At 71.4% G+C, this 19,519-nt stretch carries 15 protein-coding genes; 7 read left to right on the top strand and 8 right to left on the bottom strand.

Features of this window, described 5'->3' with window-relative positions; translation table 11 throughout:
- Nucleotides 1-59: 59 nt before the first annotated feature.
- Nucleotides 60-4,700, top strand: coding sequence for an HAD-IC family P-type ATPase (locus ABT352_RS20835; RefSeq protein WP_350946515.1), 4,641 nt, complete (start codon nucleotides 60-62; stop codon nucleotides 4,698-4,700).
- 66 nt (nucleotides 4,701-4,766) lie between these two features.
- Nucleotides 4,767-4,892: a hypothetical protein gene (locus ABT352_RS20830; protein ID WP_350946514.1), complete on the top strand. Its 126-nt coding sequence runs from the start codon at nucleotides 4,767-4,769 to the stop codon at nucleotides 4,890-4,892.
- Nucleotides 4,893-4,927: 35 nt separating this feature from the next.
- Here ABT352_RS20830 and ABT352_RS20825 read toward each other — a convergent pair whose 3' ends face one another.
- The 7 genes from ABT352_RS20825 to ABT352_RS20795 form a co-directional block, all read right to left on the bottom strand.
- On the bottom strand, nucleotides 4,928-6,331 hold the full coding sequence (locus ABT352_RS20825; RefSeq protein WP_350946513.1) for a glycoside hydrolase family 3 protein: 1,404 nt from the start codon (nucleotides 6,329-6,331) through the stop codon (nucleotides 4,928-4,930).
- 115 nt (nucleotides 6,332-6,446) lie between these two features.
- Nucleotides 6,447-8,138 carry a phosphoenolpyruvate--protein phosphotransferase gene (gene ptsP, locus ABT352_RS20820; protein ID WP_350946512.1) on the bottom strand — a complete coding sequence of 564 codons (1,692 nt, stop codon included), beginning with the start codon at nucleotides 8,136-8,138 and terminating at the stop codon, nucleotides 6,447-6,449.
- On the bottom strand, nucleotides 8,135-8,392 hold the full coding sequence (locus tag ABT352_RS20815; protein ID WP_350946511.1) for an HPr family phosphocarrier protein: 258 nt from the start codon (nucleotides 8,390-8,392) through the stop codon (nucleotides 8,135-8,137). The genes ptsP and ABT352_RS20815 overlap by 4 nt, the downstream gene beginning before the upstream one ends.
- A gap of 28 nt (nucleotides 8,393-8,420) precedes the next feature.
- Nucleotides 8,421-9,068, bottom strand: coding sequence for an HAD family hydrolase (locus ABT352_RS20810; protein WP_350946510.1), 648 nt, complete (start codon nucleotides 9,066-9,068; stop codon nucleotides 8,421-8,423).
- Nucleotides 9,069-9,163: 95 nt separating this feature from the next.
- Nucleotides 9,164-9,619: a PTS sugar transporter subunit IIA gene (locus ABT352_RS20805; RefSeq protein WP_350946509.1), complete on the bottom strand. Its 456-nt coding sequence runs from the start codon at nucleotides 9,617-9,619 to the stop codon at nucleotides 9,164-9,166.
- 182 nt (nucleotides 9,620-9,801) lie between these two features.
- On the bottom strand, nucleotides 9,802-10,038 hold the full coding sequence (locus ABT352_RS20800) for a PTS sugar transporter subunit IIB (protein ID WP_350946508.1): 237 nt from the start codon (nucleotides 10,036-10,038) through the stop codon (nucleotides 9,802-9,804).
- A 64-nt stretch (nucleotides 10,039-10,102) separates the two neighbouring features.
- Nucleotides 10,103-11,137 carry an SIS domain-containing protein gene (locus tag ABT352_RS20795; protein WP_350946507.1) on the bottom strand — a complete coding sequence of 345 codons (1,035 nt, stop codon included), beginning with the start codon at nucleotides 11,135-11,137 and terminating at the stop codon, nucleotides 10,103-10,105.
- Nucleotides 11,138-11,296: 159 nt separating this feature from the next.
- Here ABT352_RS20795 and ABT352_RS20790 point away from each other — a divergent pair, with 159 nt between their 5' ends.
- The 3 genes from ABT352_RS20790 to ABT352_RS20780 all read left to right on the top strand — a co-directional run bounded on the left by ABT352_RS20790 (nucleotide 11,297) and on the right by ABT352_RS20780 (nucleotide 14,460).
- Entirely contained in the window at nucleotides 11,297-12,037 is a 741-nt protein-coding gene (locus ABT352_RS20790) for a GntR family transcriptional regulator (protein WP_350946506.1), read from the top strand.
- A gap of 229 nt (nucleotides 12,038-12,266) precedes the next feature.
- Nucleotides 12,267-13,655 (top strand): PTS transporter subunit EIIC, encoded by a 1,389-nt coding sequence (locus ABT352_RS20785; RefSeq protein WP_350946505.1) that lies wholly within the window; start codon nucleotides 12,267-12,269, stop codon nucleotides 13,653-13,655.
- Nucleotides 13,656-13,878: 223 nt separating this feature from the next.
- A complete protein-coding gene (locus ABT352_RS20780; RefSeq protein WP_350946504.1) occupies nucleotides 13,879-14,460 on the top strand; it encodes an Rv3235 family protein in 582 nt (193 codons plus the stop codon).
- 230 nt (nucleotides 14,461-14,690) lie between these two features.
- Here the strand turns inward: ABT352_RS20780 and secA are convergent, their stop codons facing one another.
- Nucleotides 14,691-17,504, bottom strand: coding sequence for a preprotein translocase subunit SecA (gene secA / locus ABT352_RS20775; RefSeq protein WP_350946503.1), 2,814 nt, complete (start codon nucleotides 17,502-17,504; stop codon nucleotides 14,691-14,693).
- Nucleotides 17,505-17,767: 263 nt separating this feature from the next.
- On the opposite strand from secA, the gene ABT352_RS20770 reads away from it, so the two are divergent.
- Together ABT352_RS20770 and ABT352_RS20765 are read left to right on the top strand one after the other, a co-directional pair.
- Complete coding sequence (locus ABT352_RS20770; RefSeq protein ID WP_350946502.1) at nucleotides 17,768-18,082, top strand: HGxxPAAW family protein; 315 nt, start codon at nucleotides 17,768-17,770, stop codon at nucleotides 18,080-18,082.
- A 184-nt stretch (nucleotides 18,083-18,266) separates the two neighbouring features.
- A complete protein-coding gene (locus tag ABT352_RS20765) occupies nucleotides 18,267-19,460 on the top strand; it encodes a winged helix-turn-helix domain-containing protein (protein WP_350946501.1) in 1,194 nt (397 codons plus the stop codon).
- The last annotated feature ends 59 nt before the right edge of the window (nucleotides 19,461-19,519 follow it).

Raw genomic sequence — 19,519 nt, 5'->3', positions numbered from 1 at the left:
CAGGCCACGCGTCAACAAAGGCCTGATCGGCCCCGTCATCTTGTCTGCTGGAGATCTGAATGTTCGTGCCCCGCCTGCTGTCCGTTCCCGCGGAAACCCTCTGGAGCGTCGTGCCCGGTGCGATCAAGGTCGTACCCGGCGCGGTCAGAAACGCCCTGCCACATTCGCGTGGGAGGCGTGTCTGTTCCGGAGGGCTCCATGTCGATCTGCGTGTGATCGGCGCTCCGGGGAGCGACTCCAAGGCCCGGCGGCTGGAGAAGGCCCTGCTGAAGCTGGAGGGGGTCGAGCGAGCGGAGGTCAACGGTGTACTCGGCTCCGTCTTCGTGGGGTGTGACACGGGCCTGGTCGACCTGGAGAGGCTGATGGCGATCATCGACGCCCTCGACGACGAGGGTGCGGGCGACGATCTGACCGACGACCTGGAAGAGGAAGCCGAAGAAGCCGAAGAGGAAGAGGAGGAAGCCGAAGAGGAGGAAGAGGACACCGAGTCCGACGAGACCTCGTCTCCGGCGCTGAAGTTCGTCGCCTCCAGGCTGGCGGAGCACCATACCGCCAGGCTGGTGGAGCGGCACACCCGGGCCGGCATCCGGCTCGGCGCGAACCTGATCGGGGCGGGCGTGGCGTTCGCCGGGCAGGCGGTGCGCGCACCGTCGATCCCGCCGATCTTTCCCGCCCTGCTGGGTCTGGCCGAGTCCACCCCGAGAGTCCGCCACGAGGTGGAACGCCGCATCGGCGGTCCGGCCACCGTCAACCTGTTCGCGACGGCGAACATCGTCACCCACACCCTGGCGCTGCGCCGGGTGGAGATGCTCGTCCAGTCGATCACCGCCGCGGGCCGCTACACCGAGGCGCGCGACACGCGGCGGGCCTGGGAGGCGCGCCAGCACGAACTGGCGTCGAGAAAGGGCTCCTACCGCCACATCCGCACCGCGAGGAGACGGCGTCCCGCGCCCATGGCCCACAGCCCGGTGGATCGGTTCGAACGCGTCGGAAGCCCGGTGGCGGCCGGCGCCTCCGGGCTGACGTACCTTCTCGGCGACGGCCACGCGCGTGCCGTCGCCATGCTCACCGCGACGACGCCCAAGGCCGCGAAACTGGGCCGCGAGTTCTTCGCGGTCGCGATCGGGCGCGCCCTGGCGAGACGCGGCGCGGTCGTCCTCCACAACCGCGCCCTGCGCCGCATGGACGGCATCGACACGGTCATCCTCGACGCCGACGTGCTCGGCACCGGTTCGTGGGAGATCGACCGCATCATCCCCCTCGGTGACGCGGACTCCGCGAACGGCGAGGGGCTCGACGTGTTGCGTGCGCGGCTGCTCACCCTGATCGACGTCGACGACCCCGGCGCGCGGAGGGAGCGCGACACGTGGAAGGCCGAACCCCTCGAGGGTCCCGCCGGGCTCGTCACGGAGGAGGCCAGGGACTGGGAGGTCCGGGGGATCCGGGCCGTTCGCGTGACGAGGAAGGGCGTTCCGGTGGCCCTTGTCGGCATGGCGCCGCGGGTCGACCCGCTCGCCGACGCGATCGTCGCCGCGGCCGGGGGTGCGTGCGCCGTGGCGCTCGCGGGAGACGACACGGAACTCGGCCTGCGGCTCGGCATCGACGAGATCGTGCCGGGCGGTCCCCGGCTCGCCCGGTCGGTCCGCGCCCTCCAGGCGGCGGGTCACGGGGTCGCCGTGGTGTCGGAGCGCCGCATGGCCGCGCTCGCCCAGGCCGACCTGGGGATCGGTGTGCTGCGCCGCTCGGGCCGGGTGCCCTGGGACGCGGACGTGATCGCCGATCTTGAGGAGGTTCACCTGCTCCTGAGCTGCCTGGGGCCCGCGAGGAGGACGAGCGAGCGCTGCGTGTGGCTCACCACCGCGGGAACCGTCGCCGGAGGCGTGCTGACGACCCTCGGACCGGCGGAGAACTCCCAGAGCAAGGCGCAGTTAGCGAGCAGCTGCACGTCACTGGCCGCCCTCGTCGCGGGCGGGTGGGCGGGGTGGCAGGCCGGGCGGGAGACGCCGCCGGTCCTGATCGACACGACCCCCTGGCACGCGATGCCCGCCAAGGAGGTCCTGGCCCTGCTGGGCTCGTCGGCCGAGGGGATCAGCGAGGCCGAGGCCAGGCGGCGCAGGTCGACCACGGGATCGGGGGAGCCGAAGGGCCCCGACTCGCTGCTCCACGTGTCCGCCGAGGAGCTGGCCAATCCGCTCACCCCCGTCCTGGCGGCCGGCGCGGGCCTGTCGGCCATGGTCGGCTCGGTCTCCGACTCGGTGATGATCGGCACGGTCGTGCTCGCCAACGCGCTCATCGGGGGAGGCCAGCGGTACAGGGCCGACCGGGCCCTGCACCGCCTCACCGAGGCGGTGGCGATCCCGGTACGACTGCGCCGCCCCCAGGAGCAGGCGAACGCGACCACCGAGGACCTCACACCGGATAAGCGGACGAAGGCGACTCCCCCTCACGATCCCGGCCCTCAGGAGAAGGCGAGCGCCGCTCGCTCCCACGAGCGGGTGAAGACGACCGTCGAGGACCTCGTACCCGGCGATGTGGTCGAGCTGCGCGCGGGTGACACCGTGCCGGCCGACTGCCGCGTACTCAAGGCGGTGGGCCTGGAGATCGACGAGGCCGCCCTGACCGGCGAGTCGCAGCTCGTCACCAAGTCACCGGAGCCCGTCAACGCGCCCGCCGTCGCCGACCGGACCTCGATGGTCTACCAGGGGACGACGGTGGCGGCCGGAAGCGGGCTCGCCGTGGTGGTCGCCGCGGGTGAGTCGACCGAGGCGGCGAGGACCGCCAGGCTCGCCGCGGAGCAGCCCCCGGCCTCGGGCGTGCGGTTGCGGCTGCGGGAGCTGAGCCGGCGGGTCCTTCCCGTCGCGGTCGGATCCGGCGTCGTCCTGCTCGCCACCGACCTGTTGCGCGGCAGCCCCGTGGCGCAGGCGCTCGCGCCGGCGGTGAGCCTCGCCGTCGCCGCCGTACCCGAAGGGCTGCCGTTCGTCGCCTCGGTCGCGGAGCTCGCCTCCGCGCGGCGGCTGTCGACCCGCAGGACCCTGGTGCCCAATCCCTCCACGATCGAGGCCCTCGGCCGGGTGAACGTCCTGTGTTTCGACAAGACGGGAACCCTCACCGAGGGGCGCATCAGCCTGCGGTGCGTCTCCGACCTGCAGGAGGCACGCACTCTGGAGGACCTGACGCCCGAGCTGAGGTACGTCGTGACCGCGGGGGTGCGCGCCTGCCCCAAGCATGGCGAGGGGCGTTCCGTCGCGCATCCCACCGACCGTGCCGTGCTCAAGGGGGCCGAGGAGCTGGGCGTGACCGAGAAGGGGGCCGGGAGCTGGGAGCGGATCGACGAGATCCCCTTCGAGCCGGGGCGCGGCTACCACGCCGTACTCGGCAAGGGTGACTCCGGCCCGCTGCTGAGCGTCAAGGGTGCTCCGGAGATCATGATCACCCGGTGCACGTCCATACTTCGTGACGGCCAGGTGGTCCCCCTCGCGGACCATCTCGTGGCGGAGATCGAAAAAGAGCTCGACCAGCTCGCCCGGCAGGGCTATCGGGTGCTCGCGGTCGCGGAGCGCCCCGCCTCCAGTCGTCGTGATCTCGACGAGTCCCGCATCCAGGAGCTGTGCTTTCTCGGGTTCCTCGGCCTCGCCGACCCCGTGCGGCCCACGGCCGCGGAGAGCGTCGGCCGCCTCACCCGGGCGGGCGTACGCGTTGTCATGATCACGGGCGATCATCCGAGCACGGCCGAGGCGATCGGCGTCGAGCTGAACGTGCTGAACGGCGGGCAGGTGATGACGGGGCCCGAGCTGGACGAGATGGACGACGACGCCCTGGTGGAGGCGCTGCCCGAGGTGACGGTCTTCGCCAGGACCACTCCGGCGCACAAGGCGCGGATCGTCGGCTGCCTGCGCCGGACCGGCAAGGTGGTCGCGGTCACCGGCGACGGCGCCAACGACGCCCCCGCGATCCGGGTCGCGGACGTGGGGATCGCCCTCGGCTCCCGCGCCACCCCGGCGGCGCGGGCGGCGGCCGACATCGTGGTGACCGACGACCGCATCGAGACGATCGTCGACGCGATCATCGAGGGCAGGGCGATGTGGAGCTCGGTCCGCGACGCCCTCAGCATCCTGCTCGGCGGCAACATCGGCGAGATCGTCTTCGCGGTCGGGTCCAGCCTGGTCAGCGGCGGGAACGTGCTGAACGCCCGGCAGCTGCTGCTGGTCAACCTGCTCACCGACATGCTGCCCGCGATGGCGGTGGCCTCCAGGCCGCCGACGGCCACCAGCCCGGAGAAGCTGCTCGACGAGGGGCCCGAGGCCTCGCTGGGGGCCTCCCTGACCCGCGACATCTACCTGCGTGCCGCCACCACGGCGAGCGCGGCGGGTCTGGCCTGGGCGATCGGCAGGGTGACCGGTACGCGCGGGCGGGCGAACTCGATGGGGCTGGTCGCGCTCGTGGCGTCGCAGCTGCTGCAGACCCTGGCGATGGGCAGCCGGGATCGCATGGTCGTTCTCGCCTCGCTGCTCTCCCTCGGCGTTCTGGGGGCGTCGGTCTCGCTCCCGTGGCTCTGCCGGTTCTTCGACTGCCGCTACCTGGGGCCGGTGGGGTGGACCGTCGCCCTGGGGAGCGCGGCCGCCACGACGGCGGCCGGGGTGGCCTTCCAGGCGTCGAGGCGGGGTTCGTCACCGAACGTTCACCAAACGGTAACCTCGTGACTGGTGACTTAGACTCCTTTGGTATGAATTATCGCCTTAAGACCCCTTTCTCCCTGTGAGGTTACTATGTCCGGATTCATCTCCACCGTGATCGCGAAGGCCGCCGTCATGCTGATCGAGGCCCTGCTCACGCGCATCATCCAGTCGCTCGTCGTCTCGCTGGCCAGGACCGGCAACCTTCAGGTCGCCTGATCCACCCCTGACGGCACGGAGCCCCGGGGTCCCGCTCAGCGGCCCCGTGCGGCGATGAGCCGGGCGACCTTGAGATGCTCGGCCGAGCGAAGCACCCGCTCGGCCTTGGCGGGGTCGGCGACCGGCGCCTTGTTCAGCAGGCCGCGAGCGGCCTTCAGCTTCAGCAGTCGCCGGACGGACTGGTCGAGCCGCGCCTCGGAGATCTTTCCGGACCCCACGGCGGCGAGCAGCGCCCGATGGGCCTCGCGGTAGTCCGGCGGCATGAGCAGCAGGTCCACCCCCGCCTGGATCGCCCGTACCGCGACCTCCCCGTCGCGGTACTTCTTGCGTACCCCCGCCATGTCCAGCGCGTCGGTCGAGACGACCCCGTCGAAGCCGAGCTTCTCGCGGAGCAGCCCGGTCAGGATCGGCTTGGAGAGGGTGGCGGGGTCCCCCGAGGGGTCGAGCTTCGGCATCACGACGTGCGCGCTCATGATCGCGTCGACGTCCTTGCCGATCGCCGCGGCGAACGGCGGAGCGTCCAGTCTGTTCCACTGGGACCGGGAGTGCTTGATCACCGGCAGCCCGGTGTGGCTGTCGACGGTGGTGTCACCGTGACCGGGAAAGTGCTTCGCCGTCGCCCCGATTCCCGCGTCGTGGAAGCCCTGTACGGCGGCGGCGACCATCGGCGCCACCTTCTTCGGGTCGGAGCCGTACGCGCGCGGGCCGATCACCGGGTTGCGCGGGTTGAGGTTGACGTCGGCGACGGGCGCGAAGTCGAGGTTCACGCCCAGGGCGCGCAGTTCGGTGCCCGTCACCTTGGCGGCCCGGCGGGCCAGCGAGACGTCGCCGGTCGCGCCGATGACCGAGGCCCCGGGCAGGGGGGTGACCAGGGGGGCGAGGCGGGAGACCTTGCCGTTCTCCTGGTCGATGCCGATCAGGAGCGGGATCTCGGGGGACGCCTTCTGCAGCCCGTTGGTCAACGCCACGACCTGCCGCACATTCTTCACGTTGCCCGCCCAGGGAAAGAGGATCACCCCTCCGGGGCGATAGCGGGCGACCATCTTCGCCGGGGTGTCCACGCCGAACCTCGCCTGGTTCTCCCCCGACGCCGTGTCGGCCGACGGGCCGTAGAGCACGGGCATGAACAGCTGGCCGACCTTCTCCTCCACGCTCATCGCGGCGAGCACGCCCTCCACGCCCGGCGCCTCCGCCGTCGCGGAGGCCGCGGGGGGAGCGGAGGGATCTGGGGTACCGGGGGTCTCAGGGGTCACAGCGGCCCCGGGGGGCCCGGGGGTCACAGCGGTCGTGCCGGTGGGTGCCGCCGCGTCGGCGTTCGCGGGGGTCTCGTCCGCCCGGGTGGCACCCGAGGTGGGTGGAGCGGCCATCCCCGCCTCGGCGCATCCCGCCATCATCGTCGCGATCACTGCGATACCCGCCACACGTGTCCACCGAGCCATGCCGCTTACGCTATCCGGGCTCGCGCACCACTGCCTCCGCATCCACCCGGTCACCACCGGCCCCACGCCCCTCACCCGCCGGGTCCTCGCCACCTGTGAAGGGGATCCGCCCACGTCAGAGGCCGAGATCGGCGAGGCCGGGCAGGTGCGAGCGCGCCTCGGCGCGCGCCTCGCCCGCGGAGGAGGCGGCCCGCGCCGCGACGGCGGCGAGGTGGCACTGTTGCCGCGTGTGGCGCGCCAGCGCGGCCCGCACGGCGGGCAGCGACGGGGCGGACATCGACAGCGAGGTCACCCCGAGCCCGACGAAGACACAGGCGAGGGCGGGATCGGCCGCGGCCTCACCGCAGACCCCGCACGGCCTCCCGCGCTCGGCGGCGCCCGCCGCGGCGAGGGCGACCAGGTCGAGCAGCGCGGGCTGCCATGCCTCCTGGAGCCCGGCCAGCGCGCCCAGCTGCCGATCGGCGGCGAGGGCGTACTGGGCGAGGTCGTTGGTGCCGATGGAGAAGAAAGCGGCACGGACCGCCAGGTCGGCGGCGCGCAGGGCCGCCGACGGGATCTCGATCATCACGCCCGCCGACGGCAGCCCCGCCGCGTCGCAGGCGGCGGCGAACCAGGCGGCCTCCTCGGCGGTGGCCACCATCGGCGCCATCACCTGGAGCCTCGCCGACGAACGGGAGGCCGCCGCGGCCAGCGCGGCGAGCTGGGTGTCCATGATCTCCGGGTGCGTCCTGAACAGCCGCACCCCGCGCTCCCCCAGCGCCGGGTTGGGCTCGTGCGCTCCCGGTGGCAGGAAGGCGAGGGGCTTGTCGGCTCCCGCGTCGAGGGTCCGCACGACCACCCCGCCGCCGGGGAAGGCGTCCAGCACCTCCAGGTAGGCGGCCTCCTGCTCCTGTTCTGAGGGCGCCTCGGCCCGGTCGAGGAAGAGGAACTCGGTCCGGTACAGCCCGACCCCCTCGGCCCCGTGCTCCAGCGCGGCGGCCACGTCGCGCGGCCCGCCGATGTTGGCGAGCAGCGGCACGGCGTGCCCGTCGGCGGTCCTGCCCGGCCCCTTGGCGGACGCCTGTCCCGCCTTCCGCGCGGCGGCGGCCTCGCGCGCCCGGAGGACCTCGTCGTCGGAGGGCTCGGGCCGTACGAGGCCCGAGGCACCGTCGACCAGCAGCGGCGTCCCCGGAACGATCGAGGTCACCCCCTGGCAGGCCACCACGGCCGGCACCCCCAGGGCGCGGGCGAGGATCGCGGTGTGGCCGGTGGGTCCGCCCTGCTCGGTGACGAAGGCCGCCACCACGTCGGGAGACAGCAGCGCCGTGTCGGCGGGCGCCAGGTCACGGGCGACGAGGACGTACGGCTGCCCGGTGCCGGTGGGCACGCCGGGCATCGACCTGCCCTCGATCACCGCGACGACACGGTCCCTGATGTCGTCCAGGTCCGCGACGCGCGCGCCGAGGTATCCCCCGGCCGCGGCGAGCAGGTCGCGGTAGTGGCCGAACGCCTCGTAGACCGCGCGGGCCGCGGAGGTGCCCGCCTCGACCAGCCTCGCCACCCCGTCGGCCAGGCCGGGGTCGCGCGCCATCATGGCCTGCGCCTGGAGGATCTCCCTCGCCTCGCCTCCGACGCGGACCCCCCGCTCCTCCAGGTCGGCGGCGACCCGCTCCAGCGCCCGCCCGGCCCTGGCCAGCTCCGCCTCGGCGTCCCCGGCGTCCCCGCCGTGCCGGGAGTCAGGGTCGGGGACGGTCGCCTCGTACGCGAGCACGTGGGCGGGGCCGACACCGACCCCGGGGCTGACCCCCACCCCGGTGAGTGTGCTCACGGCGCCGACGCGATGTCGGCCAGCCGGTCGACGAGCTCGTCGGCCCCCTCACCCTCCGCCCTGATCACCACGGTGTCGCCCTCCCTGACGTCGAGCGAGAGGACCCCCAGGATGCTCTTCGCGTTCACCGGCTCACCGCCCCCCTTGGCGACGGTGACGTCCAGGGACGCCTTGGCGGCCGTCTGGACGAACGTCGCGGCGGGTCTGGCGTGCAGGCCGACCTCCGACTTGACGATGACTTGGCGCTCGGCCACGTGTTCCTCCCGAGAGTCCTCTCGCGGTCTAGACCGCGAGATCGTTGGGCGACAGAGGCCAGGCGACCCCCGTCAGGTCGGTGACCACGAGATCGGCCCCGGCCAGCTCGGTGCCCGCGTGCGTGGTCGCTATGCCCACGCACGCCATGCCCGCCGCCTTCGCCGCCGTGATCCCGGCAATGGAATCCTCGAACGCCACACAGTGTGCCGGATCGACCGACAGGCGTGCGGCGGCCAGGAGGAATCCCTCGGGATCGGGCTTGCCCACGATCACGTCGTGGGCGGACACGATCGTCTCCAGCAGGTCGCGGACACCGACCTGCGCGAGCCGTTCCTCCGCCCAGTCACGGTCGGCGGAGGTGACGACCGCGACCGGCGAACCGTGCGCCGCGACCCTGCGGACCAGTTCGGCGGCGCCGGGCACCGGCACGATGCCGGGCAGGCCTGGATGATCCTGGAAGGAGAAGACCTCCTCGATCAGGTCGTCGATCCGCTTACCGGGGAAGAGATGGGCGCGCTCCGTCAGGACGTCGCGCCCACGCCGTCCCATGAATCCGCGCAGCACGATCTCGTCGTGGACCACCCCGTGGCTGTCGAGCAGCATCGACCACATCGCCATGCTCCGCCGCTCGGTGTTGATCAGCGTTCCGTCGAGATCGAAGAGTGCCGCCTTCACGGGCGGTCTCGCTGTCGTCGCCACTTCTCGTCCCCACTCTCGGCTTCGCGGCCGGTGTCGCACGGCCGGTGTCTCGTGGTCGCTTCCGCGAGCTCTCAGACCGGATCGTCCCACTCGAAAAGGTCGTCCCCGGCGTCGACGGCCCCCGTGGCGAGGCCGGTGACGGCACTCGCGGCGGCGTCGAGCGCCACGACCGGGCAGATCGGGCAGCGACCGCCGGCCTCGATCCCGGCCGGATCCCACGCCACCACCGGCTGCCCCGCGCTCACCCGGTCACCCTCGGCGGCCAGTGTCTCGAAGCCCTCGCCCCTGAGTTCGACCGTGTCGATGCCGAGGTGGACGAGGACCCCCCGGCCGTCGTCGCCGACGACCACGAACGCGTGCGGGTGCAGCTTGACGATGGTGCCCGCGATGGGAGAGAGCACCCTGCCGGGTGCCCTGTCCGGCTCGATCGCCACACCGGGCCCGACCAGTCCTTCGGAGAAAACCGGGTCGGGCACCGAGCCGAGCCGCACGGCCACCCCCGCGACCGGTGCCAGAACTGTGGTCACCGTTCCCCCCTCGGCCTGCCGCCGCCCGCGAGGGCGGCCCGTCCCTGACCCTGCCGCCCCTGCCGCCCGCGTCGCCCGTACCACTCGGGCCGTTCGGGCCGTTCGGGCACACCCCCGCCGTGAGAGCGTCCTCCCCTGCCCTGATCGGCCCGTGCCCGTGCCCATGTCCATGTCGGTCGTGTTCAGCCGATGATGTCCTCGATGTCGCTGGCGATCGTGTCGGCCTCGGGGCCCACCACCACCTGGACGACGTTGCCCGCCGCCATCACACCGTGCACGCCGGCCGCCCGCAGGGCGGCCTGGTCGACCCTGGAGGCGTCGCGCACCTCGGTGCGGAGCCGGGTGATGCACGGTTCGATCTCGATGATGTTGTCCGCCCCACCGAGTCCAGCGATGATCGCGTCGGCGTCGGCCGCCATGTCGCCCTCCAGATGTGATCACCCTGTCCCCAAGGCTATGACCAGGCTAAAGGACATGTCACGATCAGTCGGTCTGGGTCACCTTGTTGAGACCTCGGGGGGAGTCGGGGTCGATCCCCAGCCTGCGCGCGAGCGCCTCGGTGAGCAGCTGACCTGGGACGATGAGGCCCAGCGGCGCGACCCACTCGGGAAGGTCGGGGCCGTTCAGCGCGGCGGTGGCGACCGAGGAGAGCGCATCGCCGCCGCCGACCGTGTACGCCGAGGCGCCCGCGCCGGTCACCCTCTCCGCGAGCGCCACGGTGCCCGCCAGGGTCGGGCCCTCGCCCGCCGCGACCAGGATGGCCGGGGTGTCGGAGTCGACCACGGCGATCGGGCCGTGCAGAAGGTCGGCGTACGACAGGCCCATCGCGTGCAGGTAGCAGGCCTCCTTGAGCTTGAGCGCCACCTCCAGCGCGGTGGAGAAGGCCAGACCCCGGCCGGAGACCACGACACCCGGCTTGTCGGCCAGGCCCTCGACGATCGCCTCTAGGTCGCCCGGGTCACCGATCAGCTTCTCGACCGCGTCCGGCACCCGCCGCAGGTCGGCGGCGTCGACGTCCGCACCGAGCCCGAGGGCGAGCACGGCGAGCGCGGCGAGCGCGGTGGTGTAGGTCTTGGTGGCGGGGACGGCCTTCTCCTCGCCCGCGACCGTGCACAGGGCGAGGTCGGCGGCCTGCGCGAGGGGGGTCTGCTCGCCGCCGTTGGTGATGGCCACGGTCCTGGCGCCGCAGTCCTTCGCCCAGGCGAGGGTCTCGACGATCTCCTCGGTCCTGCCCGACTGGGAGAGGGCGACGGCCAGCACACCGTCGAGGTCCAGCCTGCGCCGGTAGGTCGTGGCGATCGAGGGAGCGGCGAGCGTGGAGAGCCTGCCCGTGTGCGTCTCGGCGAGATAGCGGCCGTAGACCGCGGCGTTGTCGGAGGTGCCGCGGGCGATGAACAGCAGCTGGCGGGTCTGCCCGGCGAGCCGCTCCACCTCCCCGACCCTGGGGAGAAGTGCGTCGAGCGTGGCTCGCAGCGCGGCGGGCTGCTCGGCGATCTCGCTGCGCATCTTGGTCGTCATCTCGCGCTCATCCTTCGGTTCGGACGGACGAGACCGGGCCGTTACCGATCCGTCTCCGGTCCGTACGTTGACACCCTTTTCCGGCCTGTGGTCTAGTCCGGACTAGACCAGTACGAACCATAACTCATGAGGCATCTCAGATCGAGGGGGGAGGATCCTGTGGCCCGGATCGATCCGGACAGCCCGGTGCCCAAATACTTCCAGCTCCGGGAGATCCTGCTCGATCTCATCGAGAACAACGAGCTGGCGATCGGCACGGCGATCCCGTCGGAACGCGAGCTCTGCCAGCGCTTCGGACTGTCCCGCATGACCGTGCGGCAGGCCGTGGACCACCTCGTCTCCGAGGGCAGGCTGCAGCGGGTGGCGGGCAAGGGCACCTTCGTGGCCCGCCCCAAGATCGAGATGTCCCTGCGGCTCACCTCCTTCAGCGACGAGATGCGCGCCAGGGGCATGGAACCCGGCTCCCGCGACCTGGACCGGCGGGTGGTCAGGGCGAGCGCGCACCTGGCGCGGGAACTCGGCATCCAGCCGGGCGAAGAGGTTCACTTCATCGAACGGCTGCGGACCGCGGCCGACGAGCCCATGTGCATCGAGCGGGCCCACATTCCCGTCTCCCTCGCGCCCGACCTCGACACCCACGACCTGACGGGCCGCTCCCTCTACGCCCTTCTGGAGACCCGCTACGGCCTGGTGCTCGACGCCGGAGAGCTCACCATCGACGGCGGCATCGCCGATCCCGGTGACGCCGACCTGCTGAAGCTGCCGCGCGGCGGGGCCGTGCTGCTACTCCAGCGACGCTCCTTCGCGGGAGGCGTCTGCGCGGAACTCGGGGTGTCCACCTATCGCGCCGACCGCTACCAGCTCCGTACGATCCTGGAGATACCGACCCGCCGCAGCTGACCACGCTTCTCGGCCACAGCCGAGACCCGCCACCGATCCCGCTTCTCGACCACATCCGAGACCGGCCACCGGCCTCGACTTCCCGCGCACGTCCCGTCCACCGCCGACCTCGCCCTCCGACCTCGCCCTCCGACAACGTCCCATCCGCCGTGCCCGTACCGCCACCGTCACCCCCCGCCCACCGCCCCTTCGCCGCCCTCCTCCCTTCCAGCCTCTGGAGGAAAGCCCGATGAGCCCTCTCTCGGCGGACGCGGGTCCGCCCGCCGCCCACCCGCGCGGGTCCGCGGCGATGAGCGTGCTCCAGCGCCTGGGACGGTCCCTGATGCTGCCGATCGCGGTCCTGCCGGCCGCGGGTCTGCTGTTCCGGCTCGGGCAGGACGACCTCCTCGGCCGGACCGACAGCGCGCTGCTCGACGACGTGGCCCGGGTCGTCGGCACCGCGGGCGGCGCCCTGTTCGACAACCTGCCCATCCTGTTCGCGATCGGCGTCGCCATCGGGTTCGCCCGCAAGGCCGACGGCTCCACCGCCCTGGCGGCACTCGTCGGCTACCTGGTCTTCCACGCCGTGAGCATGAACATGTTCTTCATCCTCTTCGACGCCGATCTGAGGGGGCCCATCACCACGGAGGTGTTCGACAGGAGCGACCCCGGCGTCCCCGACACGGTGCTGAACCTCGGCGCGCAGAACCCGACCCGGGTGCTCGGGGGGATCGTGATGGGCCTGGTCTCGGCCCTGCTCTGGCAGCGCTACTACCGCACCAAGCTGCCGACCTGGCTCGCCTTCTTCGGTGGGCGTCGCCTGGTGCCGATCCTCACCGCCTTCGCCGGGCTCGTGATCGGCGTGCTCTTCGGCTTCGTCTGGCCGTTGCTGGGCGGCTGGGTCCGCGCCTCGGGGGCCTGGCTCGCCTCCAACAGCGAGCTCGGCGCCGGGATCTACGGCATGATCAACCGCGCCCTGCTCCCCCTCGGCATGCACCACATCGTCAACAACGTGATCTGGACCCAGGTGCCCGAGTGCGTGGTCGACGGCAAGAAGCTCGCCGGGGACCTGATCTGCTTCAACAACGGCGCCGTCGGCTACGGCGGCTTCGAGGCCGGCTTCTACCCGGTCCTCATGTTCGGCCTGCCCGCCGCCGCGATCGCCATCTGGCGGGCCGCGCCACCGCACCGCCGCACCGCGGTCGGCTCGATCATGATCTCCGCGGCGCTCACCGCGTTCCTCACCGGGATCACCGAACCGATCGAGTTCGCCTTCATCTTCGTGGCGCCGGTCCTGTTCGTGATCCATATCGTGCTCACCGGCATCTCCATGGCCGTCGCCTCCGCCCTGGGCGCCAAACTCGCCTTCAGCTTCTCCTCCGGATTGATCGACCTCGGCCTGTACGGGACCGCGCCCAACGCCCGGGGGATACCGATCATCATCGTGATGGGGCTGTTCTACGCGGTGATCTACTACACCGTTTTCACCTTCCTGATCAGAAGACTGAACATCATGACCCCCGGCCGCGAGCCCGAACCCGACGTCGACTCCGGGGAGTCCTCCGCCCCGGTGCGGGGAGGCGCGGACGGTGGCCGGGCACGGGGAGACACGGAGAGCGGACCGCCCCTCTCCTGCTGAGGTGCGCCGAGTGGTTTCGGCCGTCCGTCGGCGATCACGGCTCTGGCCACAACCCGCCTCATCACCGGAGGCGACCGCTCCAACCTGAGGCGACCTTCTCCGCCCAACAGGACGAAGCGACCGCGATTTCCGGGAAGTTGGCGGGCCGCGTATCTGCACAGCGGGCCGGAAACTCCCTGATGTGTTGATTTCCCCGCCCCCGGACCAGCACATCGGAGCCCTCATGCCGCCCCCACGACGCCCGGCAGCACTCCCCAGAATCGCCCCCTCCCCCGCCGCGGAACCGCCCTACGACGACGACCGCCCCACCGGGAACGCCCCGGCCGTACCGCCGTACGTGCAGGGCACCCTCGCTCTCGCCCTCGATCCCCGAGAGCCTGGCTCCTCGGCCGGGAAACCGCTGGTCTGGGGCCCGCCCGGCGCGGTCCCCGACGAGCGGAGACTGCGGGCCCTCGCGCAGGCCGTCGCCGAGATCCTGTCCGGAAGACGCCCCCCGGCGAGCGTCTCCCGCCACCTGACCGGCAGGGTCCTGGCCGAGCTGGCCAGGAGCGGGAAGGTCATCGACAGTGCGCGCCCGCCCCGGGTCGGCAGGGTCCACGTCTCCCAGCCCGAGGACGGGATCGTGGAGATGTGCGTCGTGGTCGACTGCGGCGACCGCTCGCGCGTCCTGGCGTTGCGGCTGGAACGCAGGGGCGTGCGCTGGCTGTGCACCGAGTTCGAGACGGCCCCCGACCGCGTCCCGCGCCGAGGGCCCGCGACGCCCAGGCCCACCGCCGCGTCCGCAGCTCGTCCCCGAAGGCCGTGAAGCCGACGACCCCCTGACCGGCCCGCTCGCGACAGAGTCCGCCGCACGCGTCGCTCGTTCCAGGAAATCGTGGCCGGCCGCTCCCACGCGGAGCCCGCCACGCCCGTGACCGCTCGTTGCCGGAATCCGTGCGGCCACCGCCCCCGGCCCGCCGCACTCCGCCCGGAGCGGACGAGATCCGGACATGCCGGAGGGCCCGCACCGTGGTGGTGCGGGCCCTCCGGCGACGGTCAGACCTCGACGTTCTTGGGGTCTCCGTGGCAGCGCTTGTACTTCTTGCCGGAGCCGCAGGGGCACGGGGCGTTGCGCTCCACGTTGCCGTACGCGTCGCGCTGTGCCTTGGTGCTGACCCGGGTGTGCTCCACCTCGCCGCTCTCGCCGGGAGCCGTGTACTCCAGCTCGGCGGGACGCTGCGGGCCGCGCAGGCCACGGGCGATGATCGAGCGGGTCTCCGCGAGCGCGGCGTCCTCGGAGTGGTCGTGCTCCTCGACGATCGGGTTGCTCTGGACCTCGACCTCAAGGTTGAACAGGTAGCCGACCGACTCCTCCTTGATGCCCTCAAGCATCTGGGAGAACATCTCGAAGCCCTCACGCTGATACTCGATCAGCGGGTCGCGCTGGGCCATCGCCCGCAGGCCGATGCCCTCCTGGAGATAGTCCATCTCGTAGAGGTGCTCGCGCCACTTGCGGTCGAGGACCGACAGGATGACGCGGCGCTCCAGCACCCGCATCGCCTCCGGGTCCATGGCCTGGGCGTTGATCTCCTCTTCGCGACGGTCGTAGGCGGCCATCGCGTCGGCCTTGATCCGCTCGTCGAGGAACTGGGCGGTCAGCTCCTCGCGTCCCCCGGCCTCCTCGATGAGCTGCTCGGCGGTGATGCTGATGGGGTACAGCTGGCCGAGGGCCTTCCACAGCTTGTCGAGGTCCCACTCCTCGGCGAAGCCCTCGGCGGTGGCGCCCGCGATGTACTCGTCGATCACGTCGTTGACGAAGCCGCGGATCTGCTCGTGCAGGTCCGCGCCCTCCAGCACCCGGTGACGCTCGGCGTAGATCACCTTGCGCTGCCGGTTCATGACCTCGTCGTACTTCAGAACGTTCTTACGGATCTCGAAGTTCTGCTGCTCGACCTGGTGCTGGGCGGAGGCGATGGCCTTGGAGACGATGCCGGACTCGATCGGGACGTCGTCGGGGATGTTGAGACGCGTCATGATCATCTCGACCCTCGCCGAGTTGAACAGGCGCATGAGGTCGTCTTCGAGCGAGAGGTAGAAGCGCGACTCGCCCGGGTCGCCCTGACGGCCGGAACGACCGCGGAGCTGGTTGTCGATGCGCCGCGACTCGTGCCGCTCGGTGCCCAGGACGTAGAGGCCGCCGAGCTCGGTGACCTCGTCGTGCTCGGCCTGCACGGCCGCCTTGGCCTTCTCCAGCGCCTCGCCCCAGGCCTTGTCGTACTCCTCCGGGGTCTCGACCGGGTCGAGACCCCGGCTGCGCAGCTCCAGGTCGGCGCGGAAGTCGGGGTTGCCGCCGAGCATGATGTCGGTGCCTCGACCGGCCATGTTGGTCGCCACGGTGACGGCGTGCTTGCGGCCCGCCTCGGCGATGATGGCCGCCTCACGGGCGTGGTTCTTGGCGTTGAGGACCTCGTGCTTGACGCCCTTGCGCTTGAGCTCCTTGGCGAGGCGCTCGGACTTGGCGACGCTCGTGGTGCCGACCAGCACCGGCTGGCCCCGCTCGTAGCGCTCCTTGATGTCCTCGACGCTCGCCAGGAACTTGGCGTCCTCGGTCTTGTAGACCACGTCGGCCTGGTCCTTGCGGATCATCGGCCGGTTCGTCGGGATCGGGACGACGCCGAGCTTGTAGGTCTGGTGGAACTCGTTGGCCTCGGTCGCCGCGGTGCCGGTCATGCCGGAGAGGGTCTCGTAGAGGCGGAAGTAGTTCTGCAGCGTGATCGTGGCGAGAGTCTGGTTCTCGTCCTTGATCTTGACGCCTTCCTTCGCCTCGATGGCCTGGTGCATGCCCTCGTTGTAGCGGCGTCCGTGCAGGACTCGACCGGTGAACTCGTCGACGATCAGGACCTCGCCGTCGACGACGATGTAGTCCTTGTCCTTCTTGTAGAGCTCCTTGGCCTTCAACGCGTTGTTGAGGAAGCCGACCAGGTGGGTGTGCTCGGGCTTGTAGAGGTTTTCGATGCCGAGCCAGTCTTCGACCTTCTCCACGCCCGACTCGAAGATGCCGACCGTGCGCTTCTTCTCGTCGACGGCGTAGTCGCCGGTGTTCTCCTCGCCGTCCTTGCCCTCGGTGCCCCTGCGGAGCCGGGGGACGATCTTGGCGAACTCGGCGTACCACTTGCCGGACTGCTCGCCGGGGCCGGAGATGATCAGCGGCGTCCTGGCCTCGTCGATGAGGATGGAGTCGACCTCGTCGACGACGGCGAAGTGGTGGCCGCGCTGGACGCACTCCTCGAGCGACCACGCCATGTTGTCGCGCAGGTAGTCGAAGCCGAACTCGTTGTTCGTGCCGTACGTGATGTCGGCGTTGTACTGCTTGCGACGCTCGTCGGCCGGCATGTTGGCCAGGATCACGCCGACTTCGAGACCGAGGAAGCGGTGGATACGGCCCATCTCGTCGCCGTCACGCTTGGCCAGGTAGTCGTTGACCGTGATGACGTGGACGCCCTTGCCCGAGATGGCGTTGAGGTAGGTGGGCAGCGTACAGGTGAGGGTCTTGCCCTCACCGGTGCGCATCTCCGAGATGTTGCCCATGTGCAGGTTGGCCCCGCCCATGATCTGCACGTCGAAGTGACGCTTGCCCAGAACCCGCCTGGACGCCTCACGAACGGTGGCGAACGCCTCGGGAAGCAGGTCGTCAAGGGATTCACCCTCGGCGTAACGCTGTTTGTAGTCGTCGGTGAGCGCGCGCAATTCGGCGTCGGTCAAGCTCGTGAAGTCGTCTTCGATGGAGTTGACCTGGTCGGCGATCCGCTTGAGCTTACGCAGAAGCTTGCCTTCGCCGGCGCGAAGAATTCTATCGAGAAAGGCTGGCACTTTAGGTAAAGCTCCTCGCAGGTCTTCCGCGGCCGGACCGGCCCGGCTGAGGACGAGACATGGTTCTCCGCTGCCATCGTAGGCGGTTCCGCCACCAGACACAGCCACCCTCAAAGACGCTCTTGTGGCCCTGGGAGTTCCTTGCCCGCTTCTTTGAGAGAGTACGACCAGCTTCATAGGGTATGTCGCTCTTTGCCGCGTCCGCGAGGGATTCGCGCGGGCGCGTCGCCATGCCTGGTCACTGCCTGGGAGGAGGAGTCGTGATGACGGAGGACACACGTCCGGCAGGTGGCGGGACCCACGAGGGTCAGGGGGACGACGGCGGTCCCGCGCTCCACAAGGGCTCGGGGGGCCACGGGGGAAGGGCGTCGTCCTGGCTCGCGGTGACCGTGATCCTGCTGGGCTTCACCGTCGCGGGGGTCGCCCTCTGTCTGGGCCCCAACTGGTTCGTCTTCTGGATGGGTGCGGCGGTCTGCGCCATGGGCGGCGTTCTCATCCTGGTCTTCCGCGTCTTCCAGGACATCGTCGTCGAGGCTCCTCGCAGGATGAGCGGAACCGGCCGGAGCGTCCTGGACTGACCGCCCGGCACGGCGGGGTTCGCCCCGGTTCATCCCCGGACGCGGCGGGCGCGCGCTCATCCCCGCCCGCCCCGGGGTTCACCCCGCCCGCTCCGGACGCGCCCCCCTGACACCGGCGTGGCCGCGTTGTCGGTGTCAGGCGCTAGCCTCGGCCCACGACGTGTTGTCTCCCCCTGGGGCGGTCATGCAGCTCTCCCTTTCCTCCGACGAGGCCCGCCGCGTCATCCTGCGCGCCCAGGGGTTCCTGGGCGCCGAGTCCCGGCGAGGCGGCGCCCCCGCGACCCTGCGCCGTCTGGGCGCCGTCCAGCTCGACACGATCTCCGTGCTGGCCCGCTCCCACGAGCTGGTCGCGTACGCCCGCCTCGGCGCCGTCGGCAGGCAGGAGGTCGAGCGGGCCTACTGGGACGAGCCCGCGCGGGCCTTCGAATACTGGTGCCACGCCGCCTGCATCCTGCCGATCGGCGACTGGGCGCTGTACGCCTTCAGACGGAGATACTTCCGCGCGAGGAAGTTCCGCTGGCACGAGGTCCCCGACAGCGTCGACAAGGTGCTGAACCTGGTCCGTGAGAGCGGCCCGGTCACCACCGCCGACATCGGCGGCGCCAAGAAGGGCGGACCGTGGTGGGACTGGTCGGACTCCAAGATCGCCATTGAGTGGCTGCTCGACACCGGCGAGGTCGTCTGCACGCGCAGGGTGGGCTGGCGCCGCGTCTACGACCTGGCGGAGCGCGCGGTCCCAGCGGATCTGCTGGCCGAGGAGTTGTCCGACGCCGAGTGCGTCACCCGTCTCGCCGGGATGGCCGGGGTCGCGCTCGGCGTGGCCACCCGTGCCGACCTCGTCGACTTCCTGCGGCTGAAGGCCCCGGAGGCACGGCTGCTCGACGCGTGCCTGCTCGACGGCTCCACCGGGCTGGTGCCCGTCCGCGTCGCCGGGTGGCCCGAGCGGTCCGCCGACGCCTGGGCCGACCCGGCCGCGCTGGAGACCGAGCCCAGGGGCCGTCACCGCACGACCCCGCTCTCCCCGTTCGACTCCCTGGTCTGGGATCGCGCCCGCACCGCCCGCGTGTTCGGCTTCAACCACCGCCTTGAGGCGTACGTGCCCAAGGAGAAGCGCGTCCACGGTTACTTCACGATGCCGGTCCTCGCCGGGGGCCGGCTGATCGGGCGGATCGACCCGGCCCGGGAGGGGGCCACGCTGGTGGCCCGTCAGGTGAGCCTCGAAGGCGATGTCACACCGGCCAGGGGCGCCGCATCGCTGGCCGGAGCGCTCTGGGAGGCCGCGAGCTGGGTCGGCTGCGAGGCCGTCCGGGTCGAGCGCGTCGATCCTCTCCTGGCCGGCCCCCTGCAGGACGCCCTGAAGGACGGCGCCCAGGGCTGAGCGCGGTGACCTCGCGGCCCGGCCCGCGAACGTGATGCCCGGGGCCGGGCGCGGTGACC

Origin of the sequence: Streptosporangium sp. NPDC000563, from assembly GCF_040299985.1 — a bacterium.
Taxonomy (GTDB): domain Bacteria; phylum Actinomycetota; class Actinomycetes; order Streptosporangiales; family Streptosporangiaceae; genus Streptosporangium.
This window is presented reverse-complemented; position numbering and strand designations above follow the sequence as displayed.